Annotated in this window: 25 protein-coding genes and 3 pseudogenes; 7 read left to right on the plus strand and 21 right to left on the minus strand. The window is 59.6% G+C overall.

Translation table 11 applies throughout. The features are described 5' to 3' along the window. Positions 1–3: 3 nt before the first annotated feature. The 4 genes from cyoE to ACL58G_RS31025 are packed head-to-tail and all read right to left on the minus strand — an operon-like array spanning position 4 to position 3,414. Positions 4–903, minus strand: a complete 900-nt coding sequence (gene cyoE / locus ACL58G_RS31010) for a heme o synthase (protein ID WP_440964367.1) — start codon at positions 901–903, stop codon at positions 4–6. Beyond that, positions 900–2,057 carry a COX15/CtaA family protein gene (locus ACL58G_RS31015; protein ID WP_440964369.1) on the minus strand — a complete coding sequence of 386 codons (1,158 nt, stop codon included), beginning with the start codon at positions 2,055–2,057 and terminating at the stop codon, positions 900–902. Before ACL58G_RS31015 ends, cyoE begins: the two co-directional genes overlap by 4 nt. Before the next feature lie 6 nt (positions 2,058–2,063). Further along, on the minus strand, positions 2,064–2,693 hold the full coding sequence (locus tag ACL58G_RS31020) for an SCO family protein (RefSeq protein ID WP_440964371.1): 630 nt from the start codon (positions 2,691–2,693) through the stop codon (positions 2,064–2,066). Next, positions 2,671–3,414, minus strand: coding sequence for an SURF1 family protein (locus tag ACL58G_RS31025; RefSeq protein WP_413338807.1), 744 nt, complete (start codon positions 3,412–3,414; stop codon positions 2,671–2,673). Before ACL58G_RS31025 ends, ACL58G_RS31020 begins: the two co-directional genes overlap by 23 nt. Positions 3,415–3,455: 41 nt before the next feature. Here ACL58G_RS31025 and ACL58G_RS31030 point away from each other — a divergent pair, with 41 nt between their 5' ends. Further along, on the plus strand, positions 3,456–3,656 hold the full coding sequence (locus tag ACL58G_RS31030; RefSeq protein WP_036230020.1) for a twin transmembrane helix small protein: 201 nt from the start codon (positions 3,456–3,458) through the stop codon (positions 3,654–3,656). Positions 3,657–3,793: 137 nt separating this feature from the next. Here ACL58G_RS31030 and ACL58G_RS31035 read toward each other — a convergent pair whose 3' ends face one another. The 7 genes from ACL58G_RS31035 to ACL58G_RS31065 all read right to left on the minus strand — a co-directional run bounded on the left by ACL58G_RS31035 (position 3,794) and on the right by ACL58G_RS31065 (position 9,873). Then, positions 3,794–4,651 (minus strand): cytochrome c oxidase subunit 3, encoded by an 858-nt coding sequence (locus ACL58G_RS31035; RefSeq protein ID WP_413386846.1) that lies wholly within the window; start codon positions 4,649–4,651, stop codon positions 3,794–3,796. Between the two features lie 76 nt (positions 4,652–4,727). Beyond that, positions 4,728–4,949 carry a DUF2970 domain-containing protein gene (locus ACL58G_RS31040; RefSeq protein ID WP_413338804.1) on the minus strand — a complete coding sequence of 74 codons (222 nt, stop codon included), beginning with the start codon at positions 4,947–4,949 and terminating at the stop codon, positions 4,728–4,730. Continuing rightward, entirely contained in the window at positions 4,949–5,527 is a 579-nt protein-coding gene (locus tag ACL58G_RS31045) for a cytochrome c oxidase assembly protein (RefSeq protein ID WP_413386845.1), read from the minus strand. Before ACL58G_RS31045 ends, ACL58G_RS31040 begins: the two co-directional genes overlap by 1 nt. A 7-nt stretch (positions 5,528–5,534) precedes the next feature. After that, positions 5,535–5,654, minus strand: coding sequence for a cytochrome oxidase small assembly protein (locus tag ACL58G_RS31050; RefSeq protein WP_229411904.1), 120 nt, complete (start codon positions 5,652–5,654; stop codon positions 5,535–5,537). 7 nt (positions 5,655–5,661) lie between these two features. Then, the gene (gene ctaD / locus ACL58G_RS31055; protein WP_371768734.1) at positions 5,662–7,269 is read right to left on the minus strand and encodes a cytochrome c oxidase subunit I; all 1,608 of its coding nucleotides are present in this window, start codon (positions 7,267–7,269) and stop codon (positions 5,662–5,664) included. A 96-nt stretch (positions 7,270–7,365) separates the two neighbouring features. Next, positions 7,366–8,559, minus strand: a complete 1,194-nt coding sequence (gene coxB / locus ACL58G_RS31060) for a cytochrome c oxidase subunit II (protein ID WP_413386843.1) — start codon at positions 8,557–8,559, stop codon at positions 7,366–7,368. 402 nt (positions 8,560–8,961) lie between these two features. Then, positions 8,962–9,873, minus strand: a complete 912-nt coding sequence (locus ACL58G_RS31065; protein ID WP_440964376.1) for a methyltransferase domain-containing protein — start codon at positions 9,871–9,873, stop codon at positions 8,962–8,964. 103 nt (positions 9,874–9,976) lie between these two features. Between ACL58G_RS31065 and ACL58G_RS31070 the strand changes: the two are divergent. The 3 genes and pseudogenes from ACL58G_RS31070 to trmL form a co-directional block, all read left to right on the plus strand. Further along, a pseudogene (locus ACL58G_RS31070) lies at positions 9,977–10,087 on the plus strand (ComF family protein); the annotation flags it as partial. Positions 10,088–10,180: 93 nt separating this feature from the next. After that, on the plus strand, positions 10,181–10,777 hold the full coding sequence (locus ACL58G_RS31075) for a ComF family protein (protein WP_440968171.1): 597 nt from the start codon (positions 10,181–10,183) through the stop codon (positions 10,775–10,777). Positions 10,778–10,844: 67 nt separating this feature from the next. Beyond that, positions 10,845–11,315, plus strand: coding sequence for a tRNA (uridine(34)/cytosine(34)/5-carboxymethylaminomethyluridine(34)-2'-O)-methyltransferase TrmL (gene trmL / locus ACL58G_RS31080; protein ID WP_413386840.1), 471 nt, complete (start codon positions 10,845–10,847; stop codon positions 11,313–11,315). A gap of 52 nt (positions 11,316–11,367) precedes the next feature. Here trmL and ACL58G_RS31085 read toward each other — a convergent pair whose 3' ends face one another. Together ACL58G_RS31085 and ACL58G_RS31090 are read right to left on the minus strand one after the other, a co-directional pair. After that, on the minus strand, positions 11,368–11,631 hold the full coding sequence (locus tag ACL58G_RS31085; protein ID WP_413386839.1) for a PAAR domain-containing protein: 264 nt from the start codon (positions 11,629–11,631) through the stop codon (positions 11,368–11,370). 45 nt (positions 11,632–11,676) lie between these two features. After that, positions 11,677–12,801 (minus strand): hypothetical protein, encoded by a 1,125-nt coding sequence (locus ACL58G_RS31090; RefSeq protein WP_440964379.1) that lies wholly within the window; start codon positions 12,799–12,801, stop codon positions 11,677–11,679. A 244-nt stretch (positions 12,802–13,045) separates the two neighbouring features. Here ACL58G_RS31090 and ACL58G_RS31095 point away from each other — a divergent pair. After that, positions 13,046–13,384, plus strand: a pseudogene (locus ACL58G_RS31095) (integrase core domain-containing protein); the annotation flags it as partial. A 62-nt stretch (positions 13,385–13,446) separates the two neighbouring features. Here the strand turns inward: ACL58G_RS31095 and ACL58G_RS31100 are convergent. Continuing rightward, on the minus strand, positions 13,447–14,667 hold the full coding sequence (locus tag ACL58G_RS31100; protein WP_440964381.1) for a hypothetical protein: 1,221 nt from the start codon (positions 14,665–14,667) through the stop codon (positions 13,447–13,449). Positions 14,668–14,816: 149 nt separating this feature from the next. Here ACL58G_RS31100 and ACL58G_RS31105 point away from each other — a divergent pair. Then, positions 14,817–15,153 (plus strand): annotated as a pseudogene (locus tag ACL58G_RS31105) (IS481 family transposase); the annotation flags it as partial. A 62-nt stretch (positions 15,154–15,215) separates the two neighbouring features. On the opposite strand, the gene ACL58G_RS31110 reads toward ACL58G_RS31105, so the two are convergent. The 6 genes from ACL58G_RS31110 to ACL58G_RS31135 all read right to left on the minus strand — a co-directional run bounded on the left by ACL58G_RS31110 (position 15,216) and on the right by ACL58G_RS31135 (position 23,599). After that, the gene (locus ACL58G_RS31110; RefSeq protein ID WP_413386835.1) at positions 15,216–16,340 is read right to left on the minus strand and encodes a hypothetical protein; all 1,125 of its coding nucleotides are present in this window, start codon (positions 16,338–16,340) and stop codon (positions 15,216–15,218) included. Further along, positions 16,337–17,560, minus strand: a complete 1,224-nt coding sequence (locus ACL58G_RS31115) for a hypothetical protein (RefSeq protein WP_440964383.1) — start codon at positions 17,558–17,560, stop codon at positions 16,337–16,339. Before ACL58G_RS31115 ends, ACL58G_RS31110 begins: the two co-directional genes overlap by 4 nt. Continuing rightward, positions 17,554–17,964, minus strand: coding sequence for a hypothetical protein (locus ACL58G_RS31120; RefSeq protein ID WP_440964385.1), 411 nt, complete (start codon positions 17,962–17,964; stop codon positions 17,554–17,556). The genes ACL58G_RS31115 and ACL58G_RS31120 overlap by 7 nt, the downstream gene beginning before the upstream one ends. 41 nt (positions 17,965–18,005) lie before the next feature. Further along, positions 18,006–20,810: a type VI secretion system Vgr family protein gene (locus ACL58G_RS31125; protein WP_440964387.1), complete on the minus strand. Its 2,805-nt coding sequence runs from the start codon at positions 20,808–20,810 to the stop codon at positions 18,006–18,008. A gap of 1,108 nt (positions 20,811–21,918) precedes the next feature. Next, positions 21,919–22,398, minus strand: a complete 480-nt coding sequence (rfaE2, locus tag ACL58G_RS31130) for a D-glycero-beta-D-manno-heptose 1-phosphate adenylyltransferase (RefSeq protein ID WP_413386831.1) — start codon at positions 22,396–22,398, stop codon at positions 21,919–21,921. Between the two features lie 10 nt (positions 22,399–22,408). Beyond that, entirely contained in the window at positions 22,409–23,599 is a 1,191-nt protein-coding gene (locus ACL58G_RS31135; RefSeq protein ID WP_371766143.1) for a PilT/PilU family type 4a pilus ATPase, read from the minus strand. Positions 23,600–23,740: 141 nt separating this feature from the next. Here ACL58G_RS31135 and ACL58G_RS31140 point away from each other — a divergent pair, with 141 nt between their 5' ends. After that, a complete protein-coding gene (locus ACL58G_RS31140) occupies positions 23,741–24,685 on the plus strand; it encodes a hydrogen peroxide-inducible genes activator (RefSeq protein ID WP_413386827.1) in 945 nt (314 codons plus the stop codon). Here ACL58G_RS31140 and ACL58G_RS31145 read toward each other — a convergent pair. Continuing rightward, positions 24,663–25,184 carry a hypothetical protein gene (locus ACL58G_RS31145; protein ID WP_440964390.1) on the minus strand — a complete coding sequence of 174 codons (522 nt, stop codon included), beginning with the start codon at positions 25,182–25,184 and terminating at the stop codon, positions 24,663–24,665. The two genes, ACL58G_RS31140 and ACL58G_RS31145, sit on opposite strands and share 23 nt — an antisense overlap. Positions 25,185–25,211: the final 27 nt, after the last annotated feature.

Here is a 25,211-nt window from a genome sequence, read left to right on the forward strand (position 1 = left end):
GTTCTAGAGGTATTGTTTGACGTAGTGGTCGACGAGCAGCGCCGCGAACAGCAGCGACAGGTAGACGATGGACCAGGCGAAGGCCTTGCGCGCGACCTGGTCGCTGTAGTGCTTGTGGATCATCCAGCCATGGCGCAGGAAGATCGCGTTCAGCACGATGGCCGCCGCCAGGTACACGACGCCGCTCATGCCGACGGCGAACGGGAACAGCGTGCAGGCCGCCAGCGCGACGGAGTACAGCCACACCTGCTGGCCCGTGTACTGCATGCCGTGCGTGACGGGCAGCATCGGCAGGCCGGAACGCACGTAGTCGTCGCGGCGGTACATCGCCAGGGCCCAGAAGTGAGGCGGGGTCCAGACGAAGATGATCAATACGAGCAGCCAGGCTTCCATCGGCACGGTATTCGCGACGGCGGCCCAGCCGAGGGCCGGCGGCATCGCGCCCGACAGGCCGCCGATGACGATGTTCTGCGGCGTGTTCGGTTTCAGCAGGACCGTGTAGATCAGCGCATAGCCGACGAAGGTGACGAACGTCAGCCACATCGTCAGCGGATTGATCATCGTGTACAGGATGCCCATGCCGGCACCGCCGATGATCGCGGAAAAGATCAGGACCTGCGTGGTCGACAGCTCGCCCATCGCGGTGGCGCGGCGCGCCGTGCGGGCCATGCGGGCATCGACTTCCGCCTCGATCAGGCAGTTGACGGCGAACGCGGCGCCGGCCAGCAGCCAGATGCCGATCGTGCCCCAGACGAGCACGTGCCAGCCCGGAAAACCGTCGGTGGCGAGGAACATGCCGATCACGGCGCAGAAGACGGCCAGTTGCGTGACGCGCGGCTTGGTCAGCGCCCAGTACTGGGCGACGCGGCTGGGCGGTTTGTGGATGGCGGTTTGCGTAATCATGGGTGGCTCGCGGACGTCGCCGCCTCACGTCGTGGACTGCGCAGCGCCAGCTCGAGTTGATACTGTACCTTGTAGTTTAACATGGTCACCAGAAGGACGAGGCCAGCCGCCCCCGCGTTGTGGAGCACGGCAATCGGCAACGGGAAGTTCAGGAACACCGTCGCGATGCCGGTCGTTGCCTGGGCGACAAGCACCAGCGCGAGGTTGCGCGCCGTCCCGTGCAGGCCCGGCAAACGCCACGCGCGCCACGCCGTATAGCCCAGTACGAGGACGACGACGAGCGCGAAGTTGCGGTGCACCCAGTGGATCGCCGTCAGCGCGGAAAACGGCAGGTAATGCCCGGCCGCCGTCTTGCCCAGCTCGCGCCACAAGGTGAAGCCATGTTGCCAATCCATCTCTGGGACAATTTGTCCATTACAAAGCGGGAAATCGCTGCATGCGAGTGTCGCGTAATTGGTACTCACCCACCCGCCCAATGCCAATTGGACAAGCAGCACGGCGCCCGACAGCCAGGCCAGCGGACGCAGCTTGCGTAGCACGGTGGGCGGGACGGCCGGCGGCGGGGCCAGCAGGTTGTCTTCGCGTCCGGCCAGCCACACGGCCAGCGCCAGCAGGGTCAGGCCGAACAGCAGGTGCAGCGTGACGATGACCGGCTGCAGTTTCAGGGTGACGGTCCAGGCGCCGAACGCGCCCTGCACACACACCCACAGGAAAAGGAGTGTCGGCAACGCCGGGCCATGCGTGGGCCGCACACCGCGTGCCCGCGCACGGCGCCATTCCAGCCACGACGCCACCATCAACCCGATGATCAGGAAGCCGATGCCCATCGCGAGGAAGCGGTGGATCATCTCAATCCAGGCTTTCACTTTCGTCACCGGGCCGGTGGGCATCAGCGCCTCGGCCGCGGCGATGTGTTCATGCGCGAGGAACGGGTTCGCTTCGCCGTAGCAGCCGGGCCAGTCGGGGCAGCCGAGGCCGGAATCCGTCAGGCGCGTAAAACCGCCGAACACGATCAAGTCGAACGTGAAGAACGCGATCACCCACGCCAGCTTGCGGTATTTGTGGGTGCCCGTCGCCGTCCACACGAGCGCGAGCGGCACGCTGGCCGCCAGGATGCCGGTCAGGGCCAGCAGGATGAAATTCGAGACTTCCATTGCGCGTTACCCGACGGCCGATGCCTTCAACAGCTTGTTGATGTCCTTGTACACCTTGCGCACTTCCTGCAGCTGCGGATCCTTCGGGAAGCGCATCATCAGGTGGCCCAGCGGGTCGATCAGGTAGATGTGGTCGGCCGGCGTCGTGCCGCCGTCGACCGGCAGCCATTGATTCACCGTCGCGGCGTCGGCGCGCAGCATGTGCGTGCCGTCGTATTCGCGGATGATCAGCGTGTCCAGCGGTTCCTGGTCGGTGATGAGCCAGACGCGCTCGATGCGGTCCGCTTCCTTCCCCTGCATCAGGCGCAGCTGGCGCAGCGCGAACAGCTGCTTCCGGCAAGAGTCCGGGCATGCCCCCGGCCCGACCACCAGCATGACCCACTTGCCCTTGAACTGTTCCAGCGCCTGCGGACGGCCGTCCAGCGTGGTCGTCGCCATCGCGGGGACCGGATGGGCGCGCTGGTCGATCAGGGTGCCGTAGTTGTTGCGCTTTTCGGGCTTGATGACGTAATAGGTGAAGTACGACGCGATCATCGGCGACGCGCACACGAGCAGCACCAGCCACAGCATCCAGCGGCCGCGCTTGCGGGCGCTCTTCGGGTCGATTGCCGGTTCAGCCAGCTTGTTTGGTTCCACTTCGAAATCCTGTTATCACAAAAAATAGAAAGGCCATCGCCGCCAGCGCATACCACTGGAATGCATAGCCCTTGTTGCGGTCGACGTCGACCGCGGGGGCAGGCCATTTGCGGATGAGCCCGGCGGCTCCGGTGTCGTCCGCACTCGTCTGCTCGACCAGCACGGGCAGCGTGCGCAGGCCGCTGGCCTGGGCGAAGCCCGCCGGATCGACATTCTGGACGATGGCGCCGGGCCGGGGCGGCGGCGCCTTGCCGAGTTCCATCACGCGCGCCGGATGCAGGATCGCCAGGCCTTCGATGGTCGTGCGGCCGCTTGGCGTTGCCACCTGCGGTACGCGATCGTGCACGGCCGGATCGCGCGGGACCCAGCCGCGCGCGACGAGGACAACATCGCTTGCACCCGCGTCGGCACCCGCTATTCTAAACGGCATCAGCAAAACGAATCCGGTACGGCCTTCGAATGGCCGGTTGTCGAGGAACAGCGGCCAGTGGGTGACGAATTCCCCGGTCACCATGACACGGCGATATTCGACAGCGGCGGGATCGACCGGCTTCCCGTCCAGCACGAGCGGCGGCAACGCAGCGCGCTGCGTGAGCCGGGCCTGCAGCGCGGTCTTCTCCGCGGCGCGGCGCACCTGCCAGTTACCGAGCAGGATGCCGACCGCGACCAGCACGAGCGTCGCGAGGAAAGGAATGGTTCTGAAACGGAAGCGCAGTCGCATACAATGATCGTACAACCCAAACAACTCTCTACCGGCCGCCCATGAAAACCGTCGTCGCCATCGCCTTCGTGCTCATCATCGGCAGCCTCGCGTCCGCCCTGTTCTTCCTGATGCGCGACAAGGGCCGCAGCAACCGCACCGTGCAGGCGCTGGCGATGCGGGTCGGGCTGTCGATCACGCTGTTCCTGTTGGTGCTGTTCTCGTACAAGATGGGGTGGATCCAGCCGAAGGGACTGCATTAAAAACGTCGTTCGCGCTTTCGCGGGAACGACGCTTCATGGATGCGTAGGGTGGGCGGCCTCCGCCCACGCGTTACGCCAACCTGATGCCAACGTCACGCGTGGGCACGCATTCAAGCCCCCGGCTTGAATGCCCCACCCTACAGCCAGTACACGACGACGTACAGGCCCAGCCACACCACGTCGACGAAGTGCCAATACCACGCCGCACCTTCGAACGCGAAGTGATGTTCCGGCGTGAAGTGGCCGCGCAGCACGCGGTACAGCACGACCGACAGCATGATCGCGCCCATCGTCACGTGGAAGCCGTGGAAGCCCGTGAGCATGAAGAACGTCGAGCCGTAGATGCCCGAGGTCAGCTTCAGGTTCAGTTCGCTGTACGCGTGGTGGTATTCGTAGGCCTGGAAGCCCATGAAGATGGCGCCCAGCAGGATCGTCGCGAACAGGAACAGCGCAGTGCGGGCACGGTGGCCGGCACGCAGGGCGTGGTGGGCGATCGTCAGCGTCACGCCCGACGTCAGCAGCAGTGCCGTGTTGATGGTCGGGATCGGGAACGGGCCCATGGTGCTGAACTGCTCCACGGTACCGGCCGGGCCGATGTTGCCCCAGTGGCCCGAATAATCCGGCCAGATGACCTTGTGGTCGAGGTCGGACAGCCACGGCATCGAGATCGCACGTGCGTAGAACAGCGCGCCGAAGAAGGCGCCGAAGAACATCACCTCGGAAAAGATGAACCAGCTCATCGACCAGCGGTAGGACAGGTCGATGCGCTCGCCGTACTTGCCGGATTCCGACTCGCCGATGGCGTCGCCGAACCAGTTGTACAACACGATCAGCATCGCGACGATGCCGGCCGTGCACACGCCGGGTCCCCAGGCGGCCCCGTTGACCCAGCCGGACGCGCCGGCCATCGTGACCAGCATCGAGATGCCGGCTGCCAGCGGCCACCTGGAGGGACCGGGGACAAAATAGTACGGCGCGGTATGGGGTGAACTCATGTATATCTCCTCAATCAAGCATTGTTTCGAATTCCGGGGTACTGCGCTTCCCTGCTTTCGTGTTGCTTATATAGTTTTAACTCTTGGCGACGACCATGCGCACGACGAACACCAGGATGCCGATGAACAGCGCCACCCCGATCAGCCCGCCCACGATCACGTGGATCGGGTTCAGGTTGGCCGCGTCGTGCTCGTAGTCGCGGCGCTTGCGCACGCCGAAGAACGACCAGAACACGGCCTTCATCGTGGCGCCGAACGACGCGGTTTTTACGGGTTCGCGTGGATCGTCGTTGGCCATTATTTTTGCGCCGTCACGGCGCCACCGATTTCAAAGAACGTGTACGACAGCGTGATGTTCTTCACTTCGCGCGGCAGCTCCGGGTCGATGAAGAACACGACCGGCATCTGGCGCGCCTCGTGCGGCTTCAGGATCTGTTCCTTGAAGCAGAAGCACTCGACCTTTTTAAAATGCGGCGTCGCGGACTGCGGCGCGTAGCTCGGGATGGCCTGCGCCTTCACCGTGCGGTCCTGTGTGTTCACCACTTCGTAGACGACGGTCGCCATCTCGCCCGGGTGCACGTCGATGCTGCGCTGCGTCGGGCGGAAGCGCCACGGGCCCTGGGCGTTGCCGTCCAGTTCCACCGTGATCGTGCGCGCGAGGTCGACCTGGGTGTTGGCAGGCCGAGCCACCGTGCCGTCCTTCTGCGTGAGCACGTTGATGCCGAGCGCCTCGCACACCTGGCGGTAGATCGGCACCAGCGCATAGCCGAAGCCGAACATGATGCCGGCGACCACCACCAGTTTGATGAGGGTGGTCCGGTTCAGACGCAGGCGGCCACTGTCCTCGTGGCGGCCCGCATTCGTTTCCGCTTGCATGACAGCCTCAGTTCAGCCACAGGCGCTTGACGAACAGCACGACGAAGAAGAACAGCGCGAGCCCGGCCAGCCACAGGGCCGTGCGCCGGTTGTTCTTCCTGATCTGCTGCGAACGATCATCGTTCATCGCGCTCTCACTTCACCAGCGGCGGCGTTTCGAAGGTGTGGAACGGCGCCGGGCTCGGCACGGTCCACTCCAGGCCCTCGGCGCCTTCCCACGGCTTGGCTTCGGCCGGCTTGCCGCCACGGATGGTCGGCAGCACGACGAAGAACAGGAAGTACACCTGCGACAGGCCGAAGCCGAACGCGCCGATCGACACGATCTGGTTGAAATCGGTGAACTGCACGGCGTAGTCGGCATAGCGGCGCGGCATGCCGGCCAGGCCCAGGAAGTGCATCGGGAAGAAGGTCAGGTTGAACCAGAACAGCGAGTTCCAGAAGTGGATCTTGCCACGCAGTTCCGGATACATGTGGCCGGTCCACTTCGGTGCCCAGTAGTAGAAGCCGGCGAACAGGGCGAACAGCGAGCCGGCGACCAGCACGTAGTGGAAGTGCGCGACGACGTAATAGGTGTCCTGCACCTGGATGTCGATCGGGGTCACGGCCAGGATCAGGCCCGTGAAGCCGCCCATCGTGAACACGAAGATGAAGCCGACGGCGAACAGCATCGGGGTCTCGAACGTCATCGAGCCCTTCCACATCGTGGCCACCCAGTTAAAGACCTTCACGCCGGTCGGCACCGCGATCAGCATCGTCGCGTACATGAAGAACAGCTGGCTCGTCACCGGCATGCCGGTGGTGAACATGTGGTGCGCCCACACGATGAACGACAGGATCGCGATGGAAGCGGTTGCATACACCATCGATGCGTAGCCGAACAGCGGCTTGCGGGCGAAGGCCGGGATGATCTGCGAGACGATGCCGAAGGCCGGCAGGATCATGATGTAGACCTCGGGGTGGCCGAAGAACCAGAAGATGTGCTGGTACATGACCGGGTCGCCGCCGCCGGCCGCGTTGAAGAACGAGGTGCCGAAGTGACGGTCGGTCAGGGTCATCGTGATGGCGCCCGCGAGAACCGGCATCACGGCGATCAGCAGGTAGGCGGTGATCAGCCAGGTCCAGCAGAACATCGGCATCTTCATCAGCGTCAGGCCCGGCGCGCGCATGTTCAGGATCGTGACGATGATGTTGATGGAACCCATGATCGACGAGGCGCCCATGATGTGCAGGGCGAAGATCGCCATGTCCATGCCCGGGCCCATCTGCGTCGACAGCGGCGCGTACAGCGTCCAGCCGGCGGCGGTGGCGCCGCCCGGGACGAAGAACGACGTCGCCAGCAGGATCGCGGCCGGCGGCAGCAGCCAGAACGAGAAGTTGTTCATGCGGGCGAACGCCATGTCGGATGCGCCGATCTGCAGCGGGATCATCCAGTTGGCGAAGCCGACGAAGGCCGGCATGATCGCGCCGAACACCATCACGATGCCGTGCATGGTGGTCAGCTGGTTGAAGAATTCGGGGCGGAAGAACTGCAGGCCGGGCTGGAACAGCTCGGTGCGGATCATCAGCGCCAGCACGCCGCCCGAGAGCAGCATGATGAACGCGAACCACATGTACAGCGTACCGATGTCCTTGTGGTTGGTGGCAAAGAGCCAGCGGCGCGCGCCGACCGGATGGTCGTGCGCGTGGTCGTGGCCATGCTCATTTGTTCCGGTATGAGTGTGATCGATAGTAGGGGAAGTCATGTCAGTATCCTAGTCGTGCGGGACAGCAAGGCCGTGGTGCGGTGACGCGGTGACGGCCCGGTCCCTGTAATCCAAACGCTTGTTGCTTGTCTTGTCTTATTTGCCGCGGGCAGCCAGGACTTCGGAAGGCTGGACGATGTTCTCGTCGGCCTTGTTGGTCCAGTTGTTGCGGGTATAAGTGATGACGGAAGCGATCTCGGAATCCGACAGCTGCTTCCACGACGGCATTGCCGACGGATACTTACCGCTGTGCTTGCCATTCAGCAGCACGGCGATCTGTTCGGCCTTGTGGCCGAGTACGACGGGCGAACCGACCAGCGGTGCGAATGCGCTCGGCACGCCCTGGCCGTTGGCCTGGTGGCAGGCCACGCAGTTGGCCGCGTAGACTTTCTCGCCCTTCGTCTTGAGCTCGTCGATGGTCCAGACCTTGTTCGGGTCGTCGGCCAGCGCGGCCATGCGTTTCTTCTCGCCGCCCACCCACGCCGTGTAGTCCTCGGCCGAGACGACTTTCACGACGATCGGCATGAACGCGTGTTCCTTGCCGCACAGCTCGACGCAGTTGCCGCGGTAGGTGCCCACCTGTTCGGCCTTGAACCACGTGTCGCGCACGAAGCCGGGAATGGCATCCTGCTTGACGGCGAACGCGGGGATGGTCCACGAATGGATCACGTCGTTGGCGGTCAGCACGAGGCGGACCTTCTTGCCGACCGGGACGACGACGGGATTGTCGACCTCGAGCAGGTAGTTCTCGGTGCGCTTCTCGGTCGGTGCGATGCCCGGCTCGCCCACCTGCGTGCGCGGCGTGGCCAGGTTCGACAGGAACGAGATGCCTTCGCCCTCGCCCTTCAGGTAGTCATAGCCCCACTTCCACTGCATGCCGGTGACCTTGATGGTCAGGTCCGGGTTGGACGTGTCCTTCATCTGCACGACGGCGTGCGTGGCCGGCAGGGCCATGCCGATGACGATCAGGAACGGTACGACGGTCCAGGCGATCTCGACCGTGGTGGATTCGTGGAAGGTGGCCGGTTTGTGGCCGAGGGACTTGCGGTGCTTGAACACCGAATAGAACATGACGCCGAACACGCCGATGAAGATGACCAGGCAGACCACCATCATCCAGTTATGCAGGCTATAGATATAAGCCGCAATGCCCGTCACGGGCGCCTGCATGTTGAGCTGATGTTCCACCGGACGACCGGTAATGACGGGCTCGGTAGCCGCCATCGCCGGGATGCTGGCCGCTACTGCGAGACCGAGCATCAACGCTTTGAATCGTTTTGCATATGTCATGTTGTCCCCAACCACCTTTAGAAGAGAAATTTCTAGAACGGAAGCGGCCCTCCTCTGGCTCGCCATGGAGGAACCACGGAAGACAACTTCCGTTCTGAAATCCTTTTTAAACTAAACGCAACCACTTCCCGTCGCGCCGGCGGGCGCTTCGGGACTCGACACCGTCCAGCCGGATGCCGTCTGGCATCCTCGATGAACGATGTCTTCAAACCTTGCTTGCGGGGGATACCCGATACGCTGCCTTGTATCCCCGGGTGATGCTCCAACCCTCGACTTGACGCCTTTATGCTTAATTTTTTAGCGCTTTTTTGATCCAGTCGAAAAAAGTGTGTTTGATTATACTGAAAGCGGTAATTTTTATTCAAGGAAAATTACCGCGATCGTATACAGGATGCATGGGTCTTACCGCGGCTTGGGCGGCTGGAAGCGGACGATCGCCTCGCCCGCGGCCGTCGTCTTCGGTGCCGGCCGGAACGCGTGGCCGTAGATGACCTCGAACGTCAGCGCCAGCTTGCCGTCCGCGCGGCGGCCCGCTTCCAGCGCGTCGCGCATGCGTTGCCACGCCGCCCGGCCGACGAGGCCGCGGCGGCGCGTGGCCAGCGGGTTGCCGCCGAACGCGCGCACGTCGGCCAGCAGCTTGTCGGCCGTGTCGTACGTCACCGTGATCTGTTCCATGTCCATGACGGGCGTCGTGAACCCCGCTTCCACGAGCTGGTCGCCGAAGTCGTGCATGTCGACGAACGGCAACGTGTGCGGGGTCTCGTCCATCGCCGCGAACGCGGCACGCAGTTCGCGGAACGTGTCCGGACCGAAATTCGAGAACATCAGCAGGCCATCCACGCGCAGCACGCGACGCCACTCGGCGAACACGCGGTCGGGTTGGGGATGCCAGTGCAATGCCAGGTTCGACCAGACCAGGTCGAGCGAGTTCGGCCCGAACGGCAGGTTGCCGAAGTCGCCGCAAACGAGATCGATGCCGGCTTTGGCCGGCAGCAAACGACTCAACAAGGAGCGCGGCGCCGACGTGGCGGCCGTGGCGGTCGCCAGCATGGCCGCCACGGCGTCCAGGCCGAGCACCTGCGCAGCCGGATAGCGTTTCTGCAACTCGGCGATATCGACGCCGGCGCCGCAGCCGGCGTCGAGCACCTGGCGCGGCGCCGTCTTGACGAGCGTCAGGCGGTCGAACATGCGGGTGGCGATCTCGCGCCGCAGGAAATCGGAAGGGGCGACCCGGGCGGGGTCGGCGAACAGCTGGCGCACGCGGACCGGATCGATCGGGGCGCTCATCTTCGACGGGGCTTGGGGTGAAACCATGATGGGGCTGCGGTGAATGGGATAATGGCGGGAGTGTACATGATGGGTGGAACTTACGATGACGGCCCGTTATTTGTCCCTGCGGCATTGGCTGCGCGTGCTGATGCCGTCGATGTGCGCCCTGTGCGGGAGCGGCAGCGACGACGTCGTATGTACTGCGTGCCGGGATGCGTATGCGGGGGTGCGGCGGGTGCGTTGCGGGCAGTGTGCGAACCCGATGCCGGGGTTTGCGCTACATGCGGCACAAGAACCGTCGCTCCCGCGCAGGCGGGAGCCCAATTTCGCGCTGCCGACGACGCATGAAAAATTGGATCCCCGCCTGCGCGGGGACGACGTCGATAAGCGCGAGCACGACGATAACATTTGCGGCTCCTGCCTGCGCGACCCACCCGCCTTCGACGCCACGATCGCCGCCGTCGATTACGCAATTCCCCTCGACCAGCTCGTGCTTCAATTAAAATTCGGCGCCCGCCTCGCGCTCGCGCCGTGGTTCGCGCGCCAGATCCGCGATGCCGTGCTGGCCCGCCCCGGCCTGCAGCTGCCCGATTTGCTGTGCCCGGTCCCGCTGGGGCCCGGCCGGCTCGTCGAACGCGGCTTCAACCAGGCGCTGGAAATCGCGCGGCCCCTGGCGGCGGCGCTCGGGGTAGCATGTCATCCGGCGCTGGCGCTGCGCACGCTCGACACGCCGGCGCAGTCGGGCGTCGCGCCGAGCGTGCGGGCGAAGAATGTGCGTGGCGCGTTCGCCGTGGAGGACCCGGACCTCGTCGAAGGCCGCCACGTCGGCCTCGTCGACGATGTCATGACGAGCGGCCACACGCTGGGCGAACTGGCCGCCACTTTTAAACGGTTCGGCGCGGCGCGCGTGACGAATCTTGTATTTGCGCGCACGCCGCCCCATAAGTAACCTGGATCCCCGCCTACCCGGGGAGTCATTTGCCGCGGAGGCAATGACAAAATTGAGGAGATTGATTTTGTTTCACGTCGTACTGGTCGAACCCGAGATCCCGCCCAACACGGGCAACATCATCCGCCTGTGCGCGAACACGGGGGCGCAGCTGCACCTGGTCGAGCCGCTCGGCTTCCCGCTGGACGACGCCAAGATGCGCCGCGCCGGTCTCGACTACCACGATTACGCCACGATGAAGGTCCACAAGAACTGGGACGCCTTCCTGGCCGACGCACAGCCGGACCGCACGCGCATGTTCGCGATGACGACGCACGGTTCGTCGCCGTTCGCGGATGCCGCGTTCCGCCCGGGCGACGTATTCGTGTTCGGCGCCGAATCGCGCGGCCTGGACCCGGCCTTGCGCGAATCGTTCCCGCCGGCCCAGCGCATTCGCCTGCCGATGATGCCGGGCAACCGCAGCCTGAACCTGTCGAACACGGTGGCCGTCGTCGTCTACGAGGCGTGGCGCCAGAACGGGTACGCCGGCGGGGGCTAAGGCGGCTGGATCGCCGGGCCGTCTTTACCCGGCACTCTCCCATACGCGTGATTTACGGTGTTCCCGAGGTGAAGGCGGAAGAGATAAGGCTTGCACCGCATGACGTCCTGTGGCCGTGAAAGGCAACCGGAACCCCGCCGATCAACACGGACGGGTCACCCTCAATGATCACGCATATCGAATGCCCGGGGATGGGGCAGACACATGCGTCACCTTGCCGTGCAACGGCAAGGCCGTTGACCAAAGAGGTGGCGGATGCGATCACAACCTTGCCACCGTGACTGGTCAGATCGCCCAATCGAATCACGCCTTTCATGGACGTTCTCCTGTGCAGTTTAGTAGGTCTTTGTCGTAAATACTTTTACATCTGATTCTCGCCCCACTGCCAGAACGTAACGCCGTAATCCGTACCGAAGGCTGGCGTGATTTCACCGTCCTTGAAGTAACGACGTGATCCTCCTTTTGCTGGCGTGAACCAATATCCGGCACGCACACAGGCATGACCTCCTTCGACGCGCAAACGTTCTTGGGTGTTCATGGTGAGGCTATCATCTTCGCTGACAACGGCGATGTCTTCGAATTCGTCATTGATGATTTCGACGAAATACCAATTCGAAGGGATTTCAGTAAAGGCGGAACGTGCCACCAGTGAGGGGGCGAGGTATGGATCCGGCTTGCCAGGAATAATCATCTTACCTGCGAAGAACGATGCATATTTCTGCGATTGAACAAACGCGAACATTTTCGCGCCATCAAACCAAAGGTCCTTTCGACCAACTTGCTGGAGGGCATCGAGGCCGATCTCATTGAACGTGGATGCGGGACGAAGTTTGCCACCGCCACCGCCGGTCCATGCAAATTGTAACGCGGCATTGGGATCGTCAGATGAGACGTAAACTCCAGTACGGGGGGGAGCTTTGGAACTTTCTGCCGTCACGTCGGTACGCACCCAAAATTTCGGGATGCATGGAAACCGTTTCGAAAATTCAGGATAGTTATATGCAAAGTTAAAATCAGTCCATCGGCTGCGCGACCGATCATCCATTGTGTAGTCTATGTTTCTAGCGTAATTACTTATCTCTTTTAATACTGTCTGAATTTTCTCTTCTTCATCCGGCGCTGCCCAATTCATTGAGAATTCATTCAAACCACGCAGGCACTCATTGGCGCCAGTGACTTCATAATGTTCCATAGTGCGTAAGGCGATGTCTCTTGTGAGGGATTGTCGAAAATCGCTTAAAAAAGGCCACGCGCTGTTTGTCCAATTCTGCACGGTATTCCTGTCGCCCCACCGTGCATCCCTTAATACAGCATCCCGTCCCTGCACCCTCGCCAGATTTATTAATGGATCAATCTCGCCATCCATTAGTTCGCTCACCATTTGATGCAAGCCTTTCAAGTAGTCCAGCGAGGCGTAATGATAAAGCATGGCCGCCTGAACCTTGTGCCATGCCGATAATGAAAGTTGATTTCCTGGTGTGCTCACATCGCCCCCTTTGCAATTGCAGTTGTCTGCCCAGGCAGAGCCGGCAAGCTTACTTTGTCCGACCTCCAGACTTCGTAAAATTCTGTGTAACTCCATCCGGTATCAAACACAACGCCGAAAGTCCGGCAGGAAATCAAGTACTCTGGCCTGTCGGATCGTCATGCGGAGAAGGTCTTCGGTATCATGCGGACGACGGACGGAAGTGACTCCAGCGCGAAGACATGTCGCCCTTGGATCGGTAGACAACAGGACGTTGACCGATGACGGCTCGCAAGTCACCGACTGTTTCGCCACCGAAGACAAGAAACCCAGCGGCAAGCACGCCTTCGACGAGGCTGCGCCTCAATCACCGTCGAACGCCGCTTGACATTGCCGTCATCCACAAACGGACGGTATGGTTGAACGCCTTGATGGTCGCATCAACGAACGGCTACAGCAGACCCGCTACGACAGCGAGGCCGACCTGGAAGCGACCTTGATGAACTATTTGAAGCCGTACTACCACCACATTCCGCACCGTAATCTCGACGCAAAAACCCCTACTCCGCCCCTCAAGGAATGGCAGAAACAGCGCACAGAATGATTGGTCAATCGCATTTCCGATCAAATGGGACTGGACATTTAACTTTCTAGTAACGAATAACTTTATAGCTGATTCTCGTCCCACTGCCAGAACGTAACGCCGTAATCCGTGCCGAAGGCTGGCATGATTTCACCGTCCTTGAAGTAACGACGTGATCCTGCTTTTGCTGGCGTGAACCAATATCCGGCACGCACAAAGGCGTGACCTCCTTCGACGCGCAAACGTTCTTGAGTGTTTATGGTGCGGCTATCATCTTCGCTGACAACGGCGATGTCTTCGAATTCGTCATTGATGATTTCGACGAAACACCAATTCGAAGGGATTTCAGTGAAGGCGGAGCGTGCCACCAGTGAGGGAGCGAGGTATGGATCCGGCTTACCAGGAATAATCATCTTGCCTGCGAAGAACGATGCATATTTCTGCGATTGAACAAACGCGAGCATCTTCGCGCCATCAAACCAAAGGTCCTTTCGACCAACTTGCTGGAGGGCATCGAGGCCGATCTCATTGAACGTGGATGCGGGACGAAGTTTGCCACCCCCACCGCCGGTCCATGCAAATTGCAAAGCCGCATTGGGATCGTCTGAAGAGACGTAAACTCCCGTACGGGGAGGAATTTTGGAATTCTCCGCCTTCACATCGGTACGCACGCGAAATTTCGGAATGCGTGGAAACTGTGCTGAAAATTCAGGATAGTTATATGCAAAGCCGTGATCGTGCCACAGACTACTCGGCCAATCATCCATGGTATAGTCTATATTCCTTGCATAACGACTTATCACTTGCAATATTACCTGAATTCTCTCCTCTTCATCCGGTGTCGCCCAGTTCATTGAGAATTCATTCAAACCACGTAAGCATTGGTTCGCGCCAGTGATTTTATATTGTTCCATGTTGCGCAACGCGATGTCTCTTGTGAGAGATTGTCGAAAATCGCTCAAGAAAGACCACGCACTGTTTGCCCAATTCTGCACGGTATTCCTGTCACCCCACCGCGCATCCATCAATACTGCATCCCGTCCCTGCGCCCTCGCTAGATTTATTAATGGATCAATCTCACCATCCATTAATTCGCTCACCATTTGATGCAAGCCTTTCAAGTAGTCCAGCGAGGCGTAATGATAAAGCATGGCCGCCTGAACCTTGTGCCATGCCGATAATGAAAGTTGATTTCCTGGTGTGCTCACATCGCCCCCTTTGCAATTGCTGTCACTTGCCCAGGCAGCGCTGGCAAGCTTATTTTGTCCGACCTCCAGACTTCGTAAAATTCTGTGTAACTCCATCCGGTATCAAACACAACCCCGAAAGTCCGGCAGGAAATCAAGTACTCTGGCCTGTCGAATCGTCATACGGAGAAGGTCTTCGGCATCATGCGGACGACGGACGCGAAGTGACTCAAGCGCGAAGACATGTCGCCCTTGGATCGGTAGACAACAGGATGTTGACCGATGACGGCTCGCAAGTCACCGACTGTTTCGCCACCGAAGACAAGAAACCCAGCGGCAAGCACGCCTTCGACGAAGCTACGCCTCGATCGCCGTCGAACGTCGCTTGGTATTGCCGTCATCCACAAACGGACGGTATGGTTGAACGCCTTGATGGTCGCATCAACGAACTGCTACAGCAGACCCGCTTCGACAGCAAGGCCGACCTGGAAGCGACCTTGATGAACTATTTGAGCCGTACTACCGCCACATCCGCAAAGTGCGCTCGACGCAAAAACGCCTATCCCGGCCCTCAAGGAATGGCAGAAGCAGCGCACAGAATGATTAATTAACGCATTTCCGATCAAATGGGACTAACATTTAACACGCTCTAGTGACGAATAACTTTATTGCTGATTCTCGTCCCATTGCCAGAATGTAACGCCGTAATCCGTGCCGAAGGCTGGCATGATTTCACCGTCCTTGAAGTAACGACGTGATCCTGCTTTTGCTGGCGTGAACCAATATCCAGCACGCGCGCAGGTATGACCTCCTTCGACGCGCAAACGTTCTGGAGTGTTTATGGTGCGGCTATCATCTTCGCTGACAACGGCGATGTCTTCGAATTCGTCATTGATGATTTCGACGAAATACCAATGCGAAGGGGCCGCGGTAAAAGCGGACCGTGCTACTGCCGGTGAAGCAAGGGATGGGGCCGGCTTGCCGTCAATCACTATCTCGTTTGCGAATAACGGTGCATATTTCTGCGATTGGACAAACGCGAGCATCTTCCCTTCATCGAACCAAAGATCTCTTCGGCCGACCTGCTGGAGAGCATCCAGACCGATCTGATTGAACGTAGACGCTGGACGAAGTTTTCCACCCCCGCCTCCGTTCCACGCAAATTGTAACGCGGCATTGGGATCATCTGATGAAACGTAAACTCCAGTGCGTGGCGGCGTCTTGGAACTTTCCGCCGTCACATCCGTACGAACGCGAAACTTCGGAATGCGTGGAAACTGCGCCGAAAATTCTGAATAATAATATGCAAAGTTGAAATCGCGCCATCGACTAGTTGGCCAATCATTTAACGTATCGTCAATTTTATTTGCGTAACGACCTATTTTTTGCAATATTGACTGAACCTTCGCCTCTTCATCTGGTGTTGCCCAATTCATTGAGAACTCATTCAAGCCGCGTAAGCATTGGTTGGCACCAGTGATTTTATATTGGTCCGTGGTGCGCATCGCGATGTCTCTTGTAAGCGATTGTCGAAAATCGCTTAAAAAAGGCCACGCACTGTTTGCCCAATTCTGCACGGTATTCCTGTTACCCCACCGTGCATCCATCAATACGGCATCCCGTCCCTGCGCCCTCGCTAGATTGATTAACGGATCAATCTCGCCATCCATTAGTTCACTCACCATTTGGTGCAAGCCTTTCAAGTAGTCCAGCGAGGCGTAATGGTAAAGCATGGCCGCCTGAGCCTTGTGCCATGCCGATAACGAAAATTGATCTCTTGGTGTGCTCATATCGCCCTCTTAGCAATTGCAGTTGTCTGTCCAGGCAGAGCCGGCAGGCCAATTTTGTCTGACGTCCAGACTCCGTCGAATTCTGTGTATCCCCATCCGGTATCAAACGGTCCACTAATGTTTGGATGATTAATTTGCAGGCGCAGCCCAATGTGCCGGGCAAGAAATTTATCTTTTTCAGACTTATTCATCGATGCCGTAACGTGGTTGATGTGAGCCTGGGTCAGTGGCGGGCCCAGTGTCGTACCTTTGGGACTTTTCAGCAACTCATAATACATCATCGTGTCGTTGCCCGGGTCGCTACGTTCGATCTTAAAAACAATTTGCTCCCAACCGCCCTCGAGGAAGTTACCTACAAGCCCATCCTTTTTTTGGCTTGAAGCCGGACCACGCCAGACATTCAATGATTCGCCTGCTTTTACATCGTAGATGACGAATTGCCCGTTGACGTTCCAATCCGGCCAAACGGCCAAATATCGACGCCAAGCCTCCTTTGGATTAGGAGAATTCTGCAATTTATTGAAGACCTCTTCTGACACCCAACAATCGCTCATGCCACGACTGTTCGGAGCAAGGATGCGATACAGACGAGCAGGACCTTTGATTGTGTGCGCCTGTAGAGTATGGAAGGACCGGATATTTTGCTCGGATAAGTGAGGAAAAATATCTTCTTTCGGCCGAGGATTGCCAGCTGCGTCAAGTTTCGCTGAAAGGTTGTCTACCTTGCCTTGATAATCTATGACCTGTGCTGGATCAATAAACTTATCACCGGTTTTACTTAACCATGGCGGCTGATGTTGCCGCATCAAGGTGATCGCATCCGCTTCCGGAAGCGCACCACAGAAGTGAATATTGCTCGCATTTAAGATTGCATGCTCTCTCTCGAGAGTTCGGCGCTCCAGGTTCAATATAATCGTGGTCAATATATCGTGGACAGGTTTCAGCGTCTCTTCCATGTGCTGGTTAGCCGCCAACCGTATCGCTTTGGCCTGCTCCAATGCAGCCTTGGCTTTGCGATAGATGGTCGGTACAAGCCTGACCTTGTTAACCATCCCCTCAAGCGCAGAAATTCCCGTATCAAATGCGGCGAGCAGCGCCTTGGTATTTACCCGACCGCGAAGTTCTTTAACGCCAGTTGCAAGCCATGCAAACAGGCGATCGATTTTGCGGGCCTTGATGTATTTTTGAACCTCTTCCCTTCGCAAATATACGATCACCACGACATTCCCCTTTCGACAGCCTTTGCCGCCTGGTCGATGCCGGCACGCCTGACGTGCGCAAAGATGATTTTGAGTACACCCTTGAGCAATGAGCCGAGTGTCGGAAACAGGCCAATAAGGGTCAGGACCAAAGCCAGCCATGCCGCCTTGTCCTTGTAATCATGACTGAGCTTTTTGCAGTTTGCTATGAGATCGCGTAGGTCGCAAATTTGATCGACTAACGGAATCATCGAAATTGCCGCGTCGGTGAGCAGTTGGGCGGTCGATCGATCTTCGTTGAAGTCGCCCTCGATCGCTTCCCAGAACCATACGATTGGATTCGTACTCGGTTCCCTGGCTTTTTCCCTGTCGTTTGTCGCCCATGCCAAGGCGTCGCGCATTTGTGTTGTATTGACTTCAGCCATTCAGTATGCTCGCTACCAATATTGTCGATATTCGTTATGCTTTATTCTTGCAACAAATCGCTCAGCGGTGCTGCTGGCTTATCCGTTCCCGCCGTGCGCGGCTTATAAATCACTTTTTTCACGGGCTTGTTGGCGACGTTTTCCCGTCGGGTCTTGCCGTTTGCGTCCAGCGTTCCATTCAAGACGGGTCCCTTGTCGAAATGGATTTCGTATTCCGCTCCATCGACTCCCTCTCCGGTGTCGGCATCCCGATAGTCCAGACCGATCCATTGTGCCGGCGGTTTTCCTTCACCAGAGAAGTGCGGTAGATCGAACGACATCCGGCCTGGGCCATCCCATTTGTGCATGCCTGCCTTGACAGTGAAATCGCCACTGCAACCCAGTTCGATTTTGCCGTCCGCTATCTTGATGTATGCGCCACCACAAATCAGACTGATGCTCTTTTGGGCAGCAATCGTAATCTCGCCTTCACTCGCGGTAATCGTCATGTCGTTTCCCGCGGCAATACCAATGCTGTCGTGTTGTGCCTGGATGTCGACTTTTCCGGTGTGCGCGATGTACTTCATCCCGTTCTTTTGCGAGAAGAGTGAGATACCCTGTCGAGCATTGATGTTGACGCGCTCACCCGCGACCGCCTGGATGTTCTGTTGTGCGATCACATTGTGCTGTTGGCCGCTATAGCTAACGGAAGAATAAGGGGTTGCGCTGAGGAAACCACCGTGTGCGTATTGCGCGATAAGCGGCGAAGCGGTGTCGACTTCCCCGCCGCTCTGCGTGTTGGTGCCTTTCTCGGCATTCCGCAGGTTCTCGTTCAGGTCCTTGTGTGGTTCCGGGTCCACGGCCATGGCCTGATTCTGTTCAGCAAACTCCCCCAACTCCTTCAGGAGTGCCTGCGAGCTCTCAAGCAGTCCTTGAAGCATGCCGCGTTCCAGTTGATTGCCCTGTGCTCGCAGCATGGCCTGCGTCGTCAACAGCAATATCTGGGCCGAGCGGATGACGACCGAGTTATCACTGCGCAGTTCTGCTCCTTCCCCTCGGGGACGGGCTTTGCCGCCCTGCCGTGGGTGTGTCAGCCAGCCCAGGTTCAACTCGCTGTAGCCGTGCTCGCTCGCAAGCTGTGCGCTGATTTGCTCGGGCGTATCGTCCAGGCGAAGCTGGTTCAGGCGGCCCCCTTGCACTTCCTTGCTCTTGATACCGGATAGATATCTGTTCTCCGGTAGGGTGCCGGTATGGTTGAATTTGGGCGGCAATGCCGCGCCGTTGTAGACCTGGCCAACAATAAGCGGCTTGTCAGGATCGCCACCGAGGAAATCGACGATCACTTCATCGCCAACCCGCGGCAGTGTGAATGCACCGCGCTGGCCACCCGCCCACGTGCTGACGACCCGCACCCAGGCGGAATCGCTGTCGGTGTCGCTCGCGCCGGCGCCTGCGTGGTCTTGTTGCCGGGTTGCCGGAAAACGGATCTTGACCCGACCCATTGAGTCGCAATGCACTTCCTCGCCGTCCGGACCGACAACCAACGCGCTCTGTAACGTTGCTACCGGCAGATCGGTGCGAGGATCGAACGACGGCACAATCGGAATGCCGCGACGTACGCACGTGAACCGATTGCTGTAGCGTACTTCGCGTTCTTCATTGGCCTGGAGCAGAGTAGAGGTTGACAGTTCCGTTTGCCATCCATTGGCTGAGAACAGCCGTTGGATTTTCTCGTCGACCGCTTTGGGCAAGTTACTGTCAGCCAGGACCGAGAGCTCGGTAATCACGAACTGTCTCTCATCGCTCGGATGCGTGTCGATTTCCGGGTGGCCGGACAGTCCAATCCATTCGCCGACGCACAGGTCACGTACGCCGCTTTCGCCGTGGAAGCACTTCGCTTCGTACTCGTGTCGACGCATGCGAAGGTCGCCCAAACGGCGGTAATCTTTCATGTCGTCGCCAGCGTGAGGCACATCGACCACGTATTCGTCGATGCCGGCAGCGAGCTGGTCCCCCATCGGTCCTTGCTGCATGGTCGTCAGCGCCTGCGTTTCCATGTGACGAACGCTTGCGTAGTCCCAGCTGTGGCGCGTAACGCCGCCGGGTTTCAGGCTACGCATGGCGGTCCAGGTAGTGATACTGTCCCGCGATTCGGTAGCGTGATCGCGGTGGTAGCGCACGATGCCGGCGGAATTCTGAGCCAGACCGGTTACGTCGTCGAATAACACCAGCGTGTGGGCTGGCATGTCGTTGCTGTCGTCCTGGCTTGCCCGCCCCGGCCGCATGAACCACGCAATGCCTTGGCGCTTCCACAAACGACGCAGAAAGGCAGCGTCCGATTCATTGTGCTGCATGATGAATTCGCGGGCCGGGTAACTCCCCCGTAACTGGGCCGTGTCAACATCGAATGCTTTCGCGAGGACAGCGTTCGTCTGCTTCCATTCGTCGAGAATCGCCAGTGCAACGTCGACTTCGTTCTTGTTTCGGAAAACTCGTGTGTTGACGCGTTGTTCCATGATTGCGAGCGCATCACGTGCAACCAGCTGATACGTGGCCAACCCGCCGTCGCTTTGTCCCGCGAACGCATGCGTGACGACGCCGCAGACAGAGCGCAATTCACCTCGGTCGGTGACCAGTTGCAGTTCAATCGGCAGTGCGATGAAATCCTTCAATGCCAGTCCGGACTGGGCTGATACGCATTGCAGGCGATATTCGAAGCCCCCGCACATGGATTCGTTCCCGACAACACGCTTGACCAGCAGTACATCATCCAGGAGCTTTCGCTCGCCTGCCAGACGAAGACGAATCGGGCGGTTGGTTTGGGTGAGCGCACTTAGGAAGGCTCCGGCGAGATCGCGCGAGTTCATGTCAACGGTATCGATTGGTAGGATTGGAGGCAACGCAGGTAAAGCGCGTAAAGGTCGGCATCGGGGGGCGATATCCCAATCATTCTGCTAGTTAGTCCATTATTCAGCAGCTTGCTCTGCATCCCCTTTAGAGCCATATTAAGATCGTCAGACAGTAACTCGACACCGCACTCGAAATCGCATGACAGTTATTCTATGGCCCCATGCTTATTGGGCATGAAATGAGCTTTTGGGCCGTCGTCACGAGAAAATAACCGCGAATACTGCGGTAAGATCGAGGAGTCGAACAAGACGCCATATGCCCCTGCCGAAACGTGGCACCCTGCCTTTTCGCATTGAAGTAATCTAAACTAATGTTGCAAAATTTCTCTATTTATTGCAATCTGAAAACTCAAATTAACTAATTGCCGGCAATGGCAGTTAGTCTGTAATCAGGTCGAATATTCGTCCGCGCAATTTGATTTGTTCAGGTTATATAAATTTAACGGCGGAAAGTTTAACAACAGCATCTGTGTCTTGTCCAGTAGCACACGATAAACATCAGCATAAAAATCTTGGTGAAAAAGCGATCAAGCGGTTACATTGCGTTAGAAATCAGGGGCGAGAATTATCAATATTTTTAATGCTTGGGCCGATCGATAAAACAGCGAACGCAGATTGCCGGATCAAATTAATGATGCAGAGCGAAACCCAGCCAGGAAATGCCGAAGAGGCGCCAGAACGCCAGAACTATTGGTAATTGGAGAAAGTTGAATAACATCGGCAGACCTGTAGCCCGTAGGGCTCTGCCTCTCGATCCATTGCCGCGCGATTACAGCCCGGCGGGCGTCGATGATTGTTGGTTTACTCGGAAATTATCTGGGCGTTTCATCGGCGCGATAGAGAGTGCCGCTGGTCGCAACAACCCAGCGCATCGGCCTGCCGATGATGCCCATCAGTGGCACATCTGCTGCTGCATTTGTAGATGCCGTTCGCGCTCTTCCGTGGGCATGCCGGCCTAGCCTGGCCCTCATGGCCTGGCGCTCTTCCGGTAAGACGGCGAACATCGTCGTCATGAGTATCCCGTCGGAATACTCATTCGACCATGCGGGACGCGGCTAATTCCCGATCAGCCGAACTGCCGAATCTTCGCGACGAGCTTCGTCGTCGAGCGGTCGTGCGCGAAATCGATCGCGACGGCCTTGCCGCCGTAGGCGATCACTTCCTTCCCTTCCGGAATGGCGCTCATCACGTAGTCGCCGCCCTTGGCATAGATGTCCGGACGGGCTTCCTGGACGACTTCCAGCGCCGTGTCCTCGTCGAATTCCACGACGAGGCTGACGGATTCCAGCGCGGCGAGCACGGCCATGCGGTCGGCCAGCGTGTTTAGCGGGCGGTCGTCACCTTTACCCAGGCGTTTCACGGACGCGTCCGTGTTGACGGCGACGACGAGCGACGCGCCCAGTTCGCGGGCCTGGGCGAGATACGTCACGTGGCCGCGGTGCAAAATGTCGAACACGCCGTTCGTTAGCACGACGGGTTTCGGCAGTTCGGCGATGCGTTGCGGCAAGGTGGCGCGGGTGCAGAGTTTTTGTTCGAAGGTAGCCATGGCGTGCATTTTAACTTGCGGCCGGCGGTTCCTCTTCCGGCTCGTCGATCAACATGGACAGCTCGGCCGGCTTCGCGGCACCGCCGCCCTCCCCCGGCGCTTTTCTTTCTCCCGACAGCTTGATCTGGAGGCGCAGGCCGTTCGCGGAATCGGCGTTGCGGATGGCTTCGTCGTAGCTGATGTAGCCCTTGTTGTAGAGTTCGAAGAGCGCCTGGTCGAACGTGCACATGCCCAGCTCGCGCGACTTGTGCATGATCTCCTTGATGCTCTGGAAGCTGCCCTTCAGGATCATCTCGCCGATCGTCGGCGTGTTCAGCAGGATCTCGATGGCGGCCTTGCGCCCCTTGCCATCTTCCGTGCGGACGAGGCGCTGCGAGACGATGGCGCGCAGGTTCGACGACAAGTCCATCAGCAATTGATTCCTCCGCTCTTCCGGGAAGAAGTTGATGATGCGGTCCATCGTCTGGTTCGCATTGTTCGCGTGCAGCGTCCCCAGGCACAGGTGACCCGTTTCGGCAAACGCGATCGCGTGTTCCATCGTTTCCGTGTCGCGGATCTCACCGATCAGGATCACGTCCGGCGCCTGGCGCAGCGTGTTCTTCAGCGCGTTGTGCCACGACAGCGTGTCGACGCCCACCTCGCGGTGCGTGATCAGGCAGCTCTTGTTCTTGTGAACGTATTCGACGGGATCCTCGACCGTGATGATGTGGCCGGCCGAGTTGCTGTTGCGGTAATCGATCATCGCCGCCAAGGTCGTCGACTTGCCGGAACCCGTGCCGCCGACGACGAGCACGAGGCCCCGCTTCGTCATCACGACGTCTTTCAAGACCTCGGGCAGGTCGAGTTTTTCGAAGTTCGGGATTTCGGATGCGATGGTCCGCACGACCATGCCCACGCTCTGCTGCTGCACGAACACGTTCACGCGGAACCGGCACACGCCCGGCAGGGAAATCGCGAAATTGCATTCCATCTCGGCTTCGAACTCGGCCCGCTGCCGCTCGTTCATGAGGGAGAGGGACAGCGCGCGCGTGATGTCGCCCGTCAGGCGCTGCTGGCTCAGGGGTTTCATGGCGCCCTGATGCTTCATGCTGGGCGGAAAGTCGGCCGAGATGAACAGGTCGGAGCCGCCCTGCTGGTGCATGACCGTGAGCAGCTTGTGCATATAGGCCTGGGCTTCCGCCGGGCCGAAGGTCGAGGACATGGATGTCTTCCTATTAACGCAAGGCAACATCGCCTGCCCGGCCATTATATCCATGGCTTTACCGGTAAAATAGTGACAGACTGCTTAAAAGGCAGGCAAACGTGTCTTCGAGAACACGGCCGTTCAATAAACTCCGATCCCATGACACTGACCGAACTGAAATACATCGTCGCCGTCGCACGCGCCCGCCATTTCGGGCATGCGGCCGAAGCCTGCTTCGTCGCCCAGCCCACGCTGTCCGTCGCGATCAAAAAACTCGAGGACGAACTCGGCGTCACGCTGTTCGAACGGGGCGGCTCGGAAGTGTCCGTGACGCCGCTGGGCGCGCAGATCGTCGCCCAGGCCGAGCGCGTGCTCGAGCAGACGGCCGCCATCAAGGAATTGGCCAAGCAGAACAAGGATCCGCTGTCCGGCCCGCTGCGCCTCGGTGTGATCTACACCATCGGTCCGTACCTGCTGCCGCCGCTCGTGAAAAACCTGATCGCGAACGTGCCGCAGATGCCGCTCGTGCTGCAGGAGAATTTCACGGTGAAACTGCTCGACCTGCTGCGCCAGGGCGAGCTGGACGCCGCGATCATGGCCCTGCCGCTGCCGGAACACGGCATGGCCGTGCAGGCGCTGTACGACGAACCGTTCGTCGTCGCGATGCCGAAGAACCACCCGTGGTCGACGCGCACCGAGATCGCGGCCGAGGACCTCAAGAGCGAGACGATGCTGCTGCTGGGCGCCGGCCACTGCTTCCGCGACCAGGTGCTCGAAGTCTGCCCGGAGATGGCGCGCTTTTCTTCGTCGCCGGGTAACGGCATGCAGCGCACCTTCGAGGGCTCGTCGCTGGAGACGATCCGGCACATGGTCGCGAGCGGCATCGGCCTGACCGTGCTGCCGCGCGCCTCCGTGCCGGACATGAAGGATCCGAACGGCATGCTGACCTTCGTCCCGTTCCAGGATCCGGTCCCGTCGCGCCGCGTCGTGATCGTATGGCGCAAGAGTTTTACGCGCCGCGCCGCCATCGATGCCGTCGTCAAGGCCGTGGCCGACTGCGGACTGCCCGGCGTCGAGATGGTCACGCTCCAGGCCGCGGCCTGACGCGCACGGGCAGGACGGGCGCGGCCACAGGGGGTGCCGCGTCCGCATCGTCCGTCCGGACGCCGATGCCGCCGCAGGGCCCCGCCTGCTTTCCGGACAGCGCGCCGACCAGTTCCGCGCCCCGCTGCGGCACCGACACCAGCGGCGCACACCGCACCGCATCCCACGTGCTGCCTTCCTGTTTGAATTCGACGGCGCGCACGGCATAGACGCGGCCGCCCTGCTCCAGCGCGATCAGCGCCGTGCCGCCGTTCACGACCCCGAGCACGAAGCGGCGGCGCGGCATGCTGTCGTCGCTGGCGTCGGTCTCGCTGAAATCGCCGCCCCGGTCGGCGATGCCCGCGAGCCCGAGTCCCACGCCCAGCAGCGCCTGGATGCCGGCCGGGAGCTCGCGCAGCGACCGCGCCTCCGTCCACGCGCCCTGTTCCTGCCCGCCGGCCTGCGCGAGCAGGCAGCTTCCAAGTCCGATTCCGGCCACCACCATGGTTACGAACCGCATATGCATTCTCCTTGATCCGAAGCCGGC

The organism is Massilia sp. GER05 (genome assembly GCF_052056005.1).
Lineage (GTDB): Bacteria > Pseudomonadota > Gammaproteobacteria > Burkholderiales > Burkholderiaceae_D > Telluria > Telluria orientalis.

Excerpts from the sequence above, each read along its gene's own strand:
- cyoE (WP_440964367.1), bottom strand. The coding sequence starts at position 903 with ATGATTACGCAAACCGCCATCCACAAACCGCCCAGCCGCGTCGCCCAG.
- ACL58G_RS31015 (WP_440964369.1), bottom strand. The coding sequence starts at position 2,057 with ATGGAAGTCTCGAATTTCATCCTGCTGGCCCTGACCGGCATCCTGGCG.
- ACL58G_RS31025 (WP_413338807.1), bottom strand. The coding sequence starts at position 3,414 with ATGCGACTGCGCTTCCGTTTCAGAACCATTCCTTTCCTCGCGACGCTC.
- ACL58G_RS31030 (WP_036230020.1), top strand. The coding sequence starts at position 3,456 with ATGAAAACCGTCGTCGCCATCGCCTTCGTGCTCATCATCGGCAGCCTC.
- ACL58G_RS31035 (WP_413386846.1), bottom strand. The coding sequence starts at position 4,651 with ATGAGTTCACCCCATACCGCGCCGTACTATTTTGTCCCCGGTCCCTCC.
- ACL58G_RS31040 (WP_413338804.1), bottom strand. The coding sequence starts at position 4,949 with ATGGCCAACGACGATCCACGCGAACCCGTAAAAACCGCGTCGTTCGGC.
- ACL58G_RS31045 (WP_413386845.1), bottom strand. The coding sequence starts at position 5,527 with ATGCAAGCGGAAACGAATGCGGGCCGCCACGAGGACAGTGGCCGCCTG.
- ACL58G_RS31050 (WP_229411904.1), bottom strand. The coding sequence starts at position 5,654 with ATGAACGATGATCGTTCGCAGCAGATCAGGAAGAACAACCGGCGCACG.
- ctaD (WP_371768734.1), bottom strand. The coding sequence starts at position 7,269 with ATGACTTCCCCTACTATCGATCACACTCATACCGGAACAAATGAGCAT.
- coxB (WP_413386843.1), bottom strand. The coding sequence starts at position 8,559 with ATGACATATGCAAAACGATTCAAAGCGTTGATGCTCGGTCTCGCAGTA.
- ACL58G_RS31065 (WP_440964376.1), bottom strand. The coding sequence starts at position 9,873 with ATGGTTTCACCCCAAGCCCCGTCGAAGATGAGCGCCCCGATCGATCCG.
- ACL58G_RS31085 (WP_413386839.1), bottom strand. The coding sequence starts at position 11,631 with ATGAAAGGCGTGATTCGATTGGGCGATCTGACCAGTCACGGTGGCAAG.
- ACL58G_RS31100 (WP_440964381.1), bottom strand. The coding sequence starts at position 14,667 with ATGGAGTTACACAGAATTTTACGAAGTCTGGAGGTCGGACAAAATAAG.
- ACL58G_RS31110 (WP_413386835.1), bottom strand. The coding sequence starts at position 16,340 with ATGAGCACACCAAGAGATCAATTTTCGTTATCGGCATGGCACAAGGCT.
- ACL58G_RS31120 (WP_440964385.1), bottom strand. The coding sequence starts at position 17,964 with ATGGCTGAAGTCAATACAACACAAATGCGCGACGCCTTGGCATGGGCG.
- ACL58G_RS31125 (WP_440964387.1), bottom strand. The coding sequence starts at position 20,810 with ATGAACTCGCGCGATCTCGCCGGAGCCTTCCTAAGTGCGCTCACCCAA.
- rfaE2 (WP_413386831.1), bottom strand. The coding sequence starts at position 22,398 with ATGGCTACCTTCGAACAAAAACTCTGCACCCGCGCCACCTTGCCGCAA.
- ACL58G_RS31135 (WP_371766143.1), bottom strand. The coding sequence starts at position 23,599 with ATGTCCTCGACCTTCGGCCCGGCGGAAGCCCAGGCCTATATGCACAAG.
- ACL58G_RS31140 (WP_413386827.1), top strand. The coding sequence starts at position 23,741 with ATGACACTGACCGAACTGAAATACATCGTCGCCGTCGCACGCGCCCGC.
- ACL58G_RS31145 (WP_440964390.1), bottom strand. The coding sequence starts at position 25,184 with ATGCGGTTCGTAACCATGGTGGTGGCCGGAATCGGACTTGGAAGCTGC.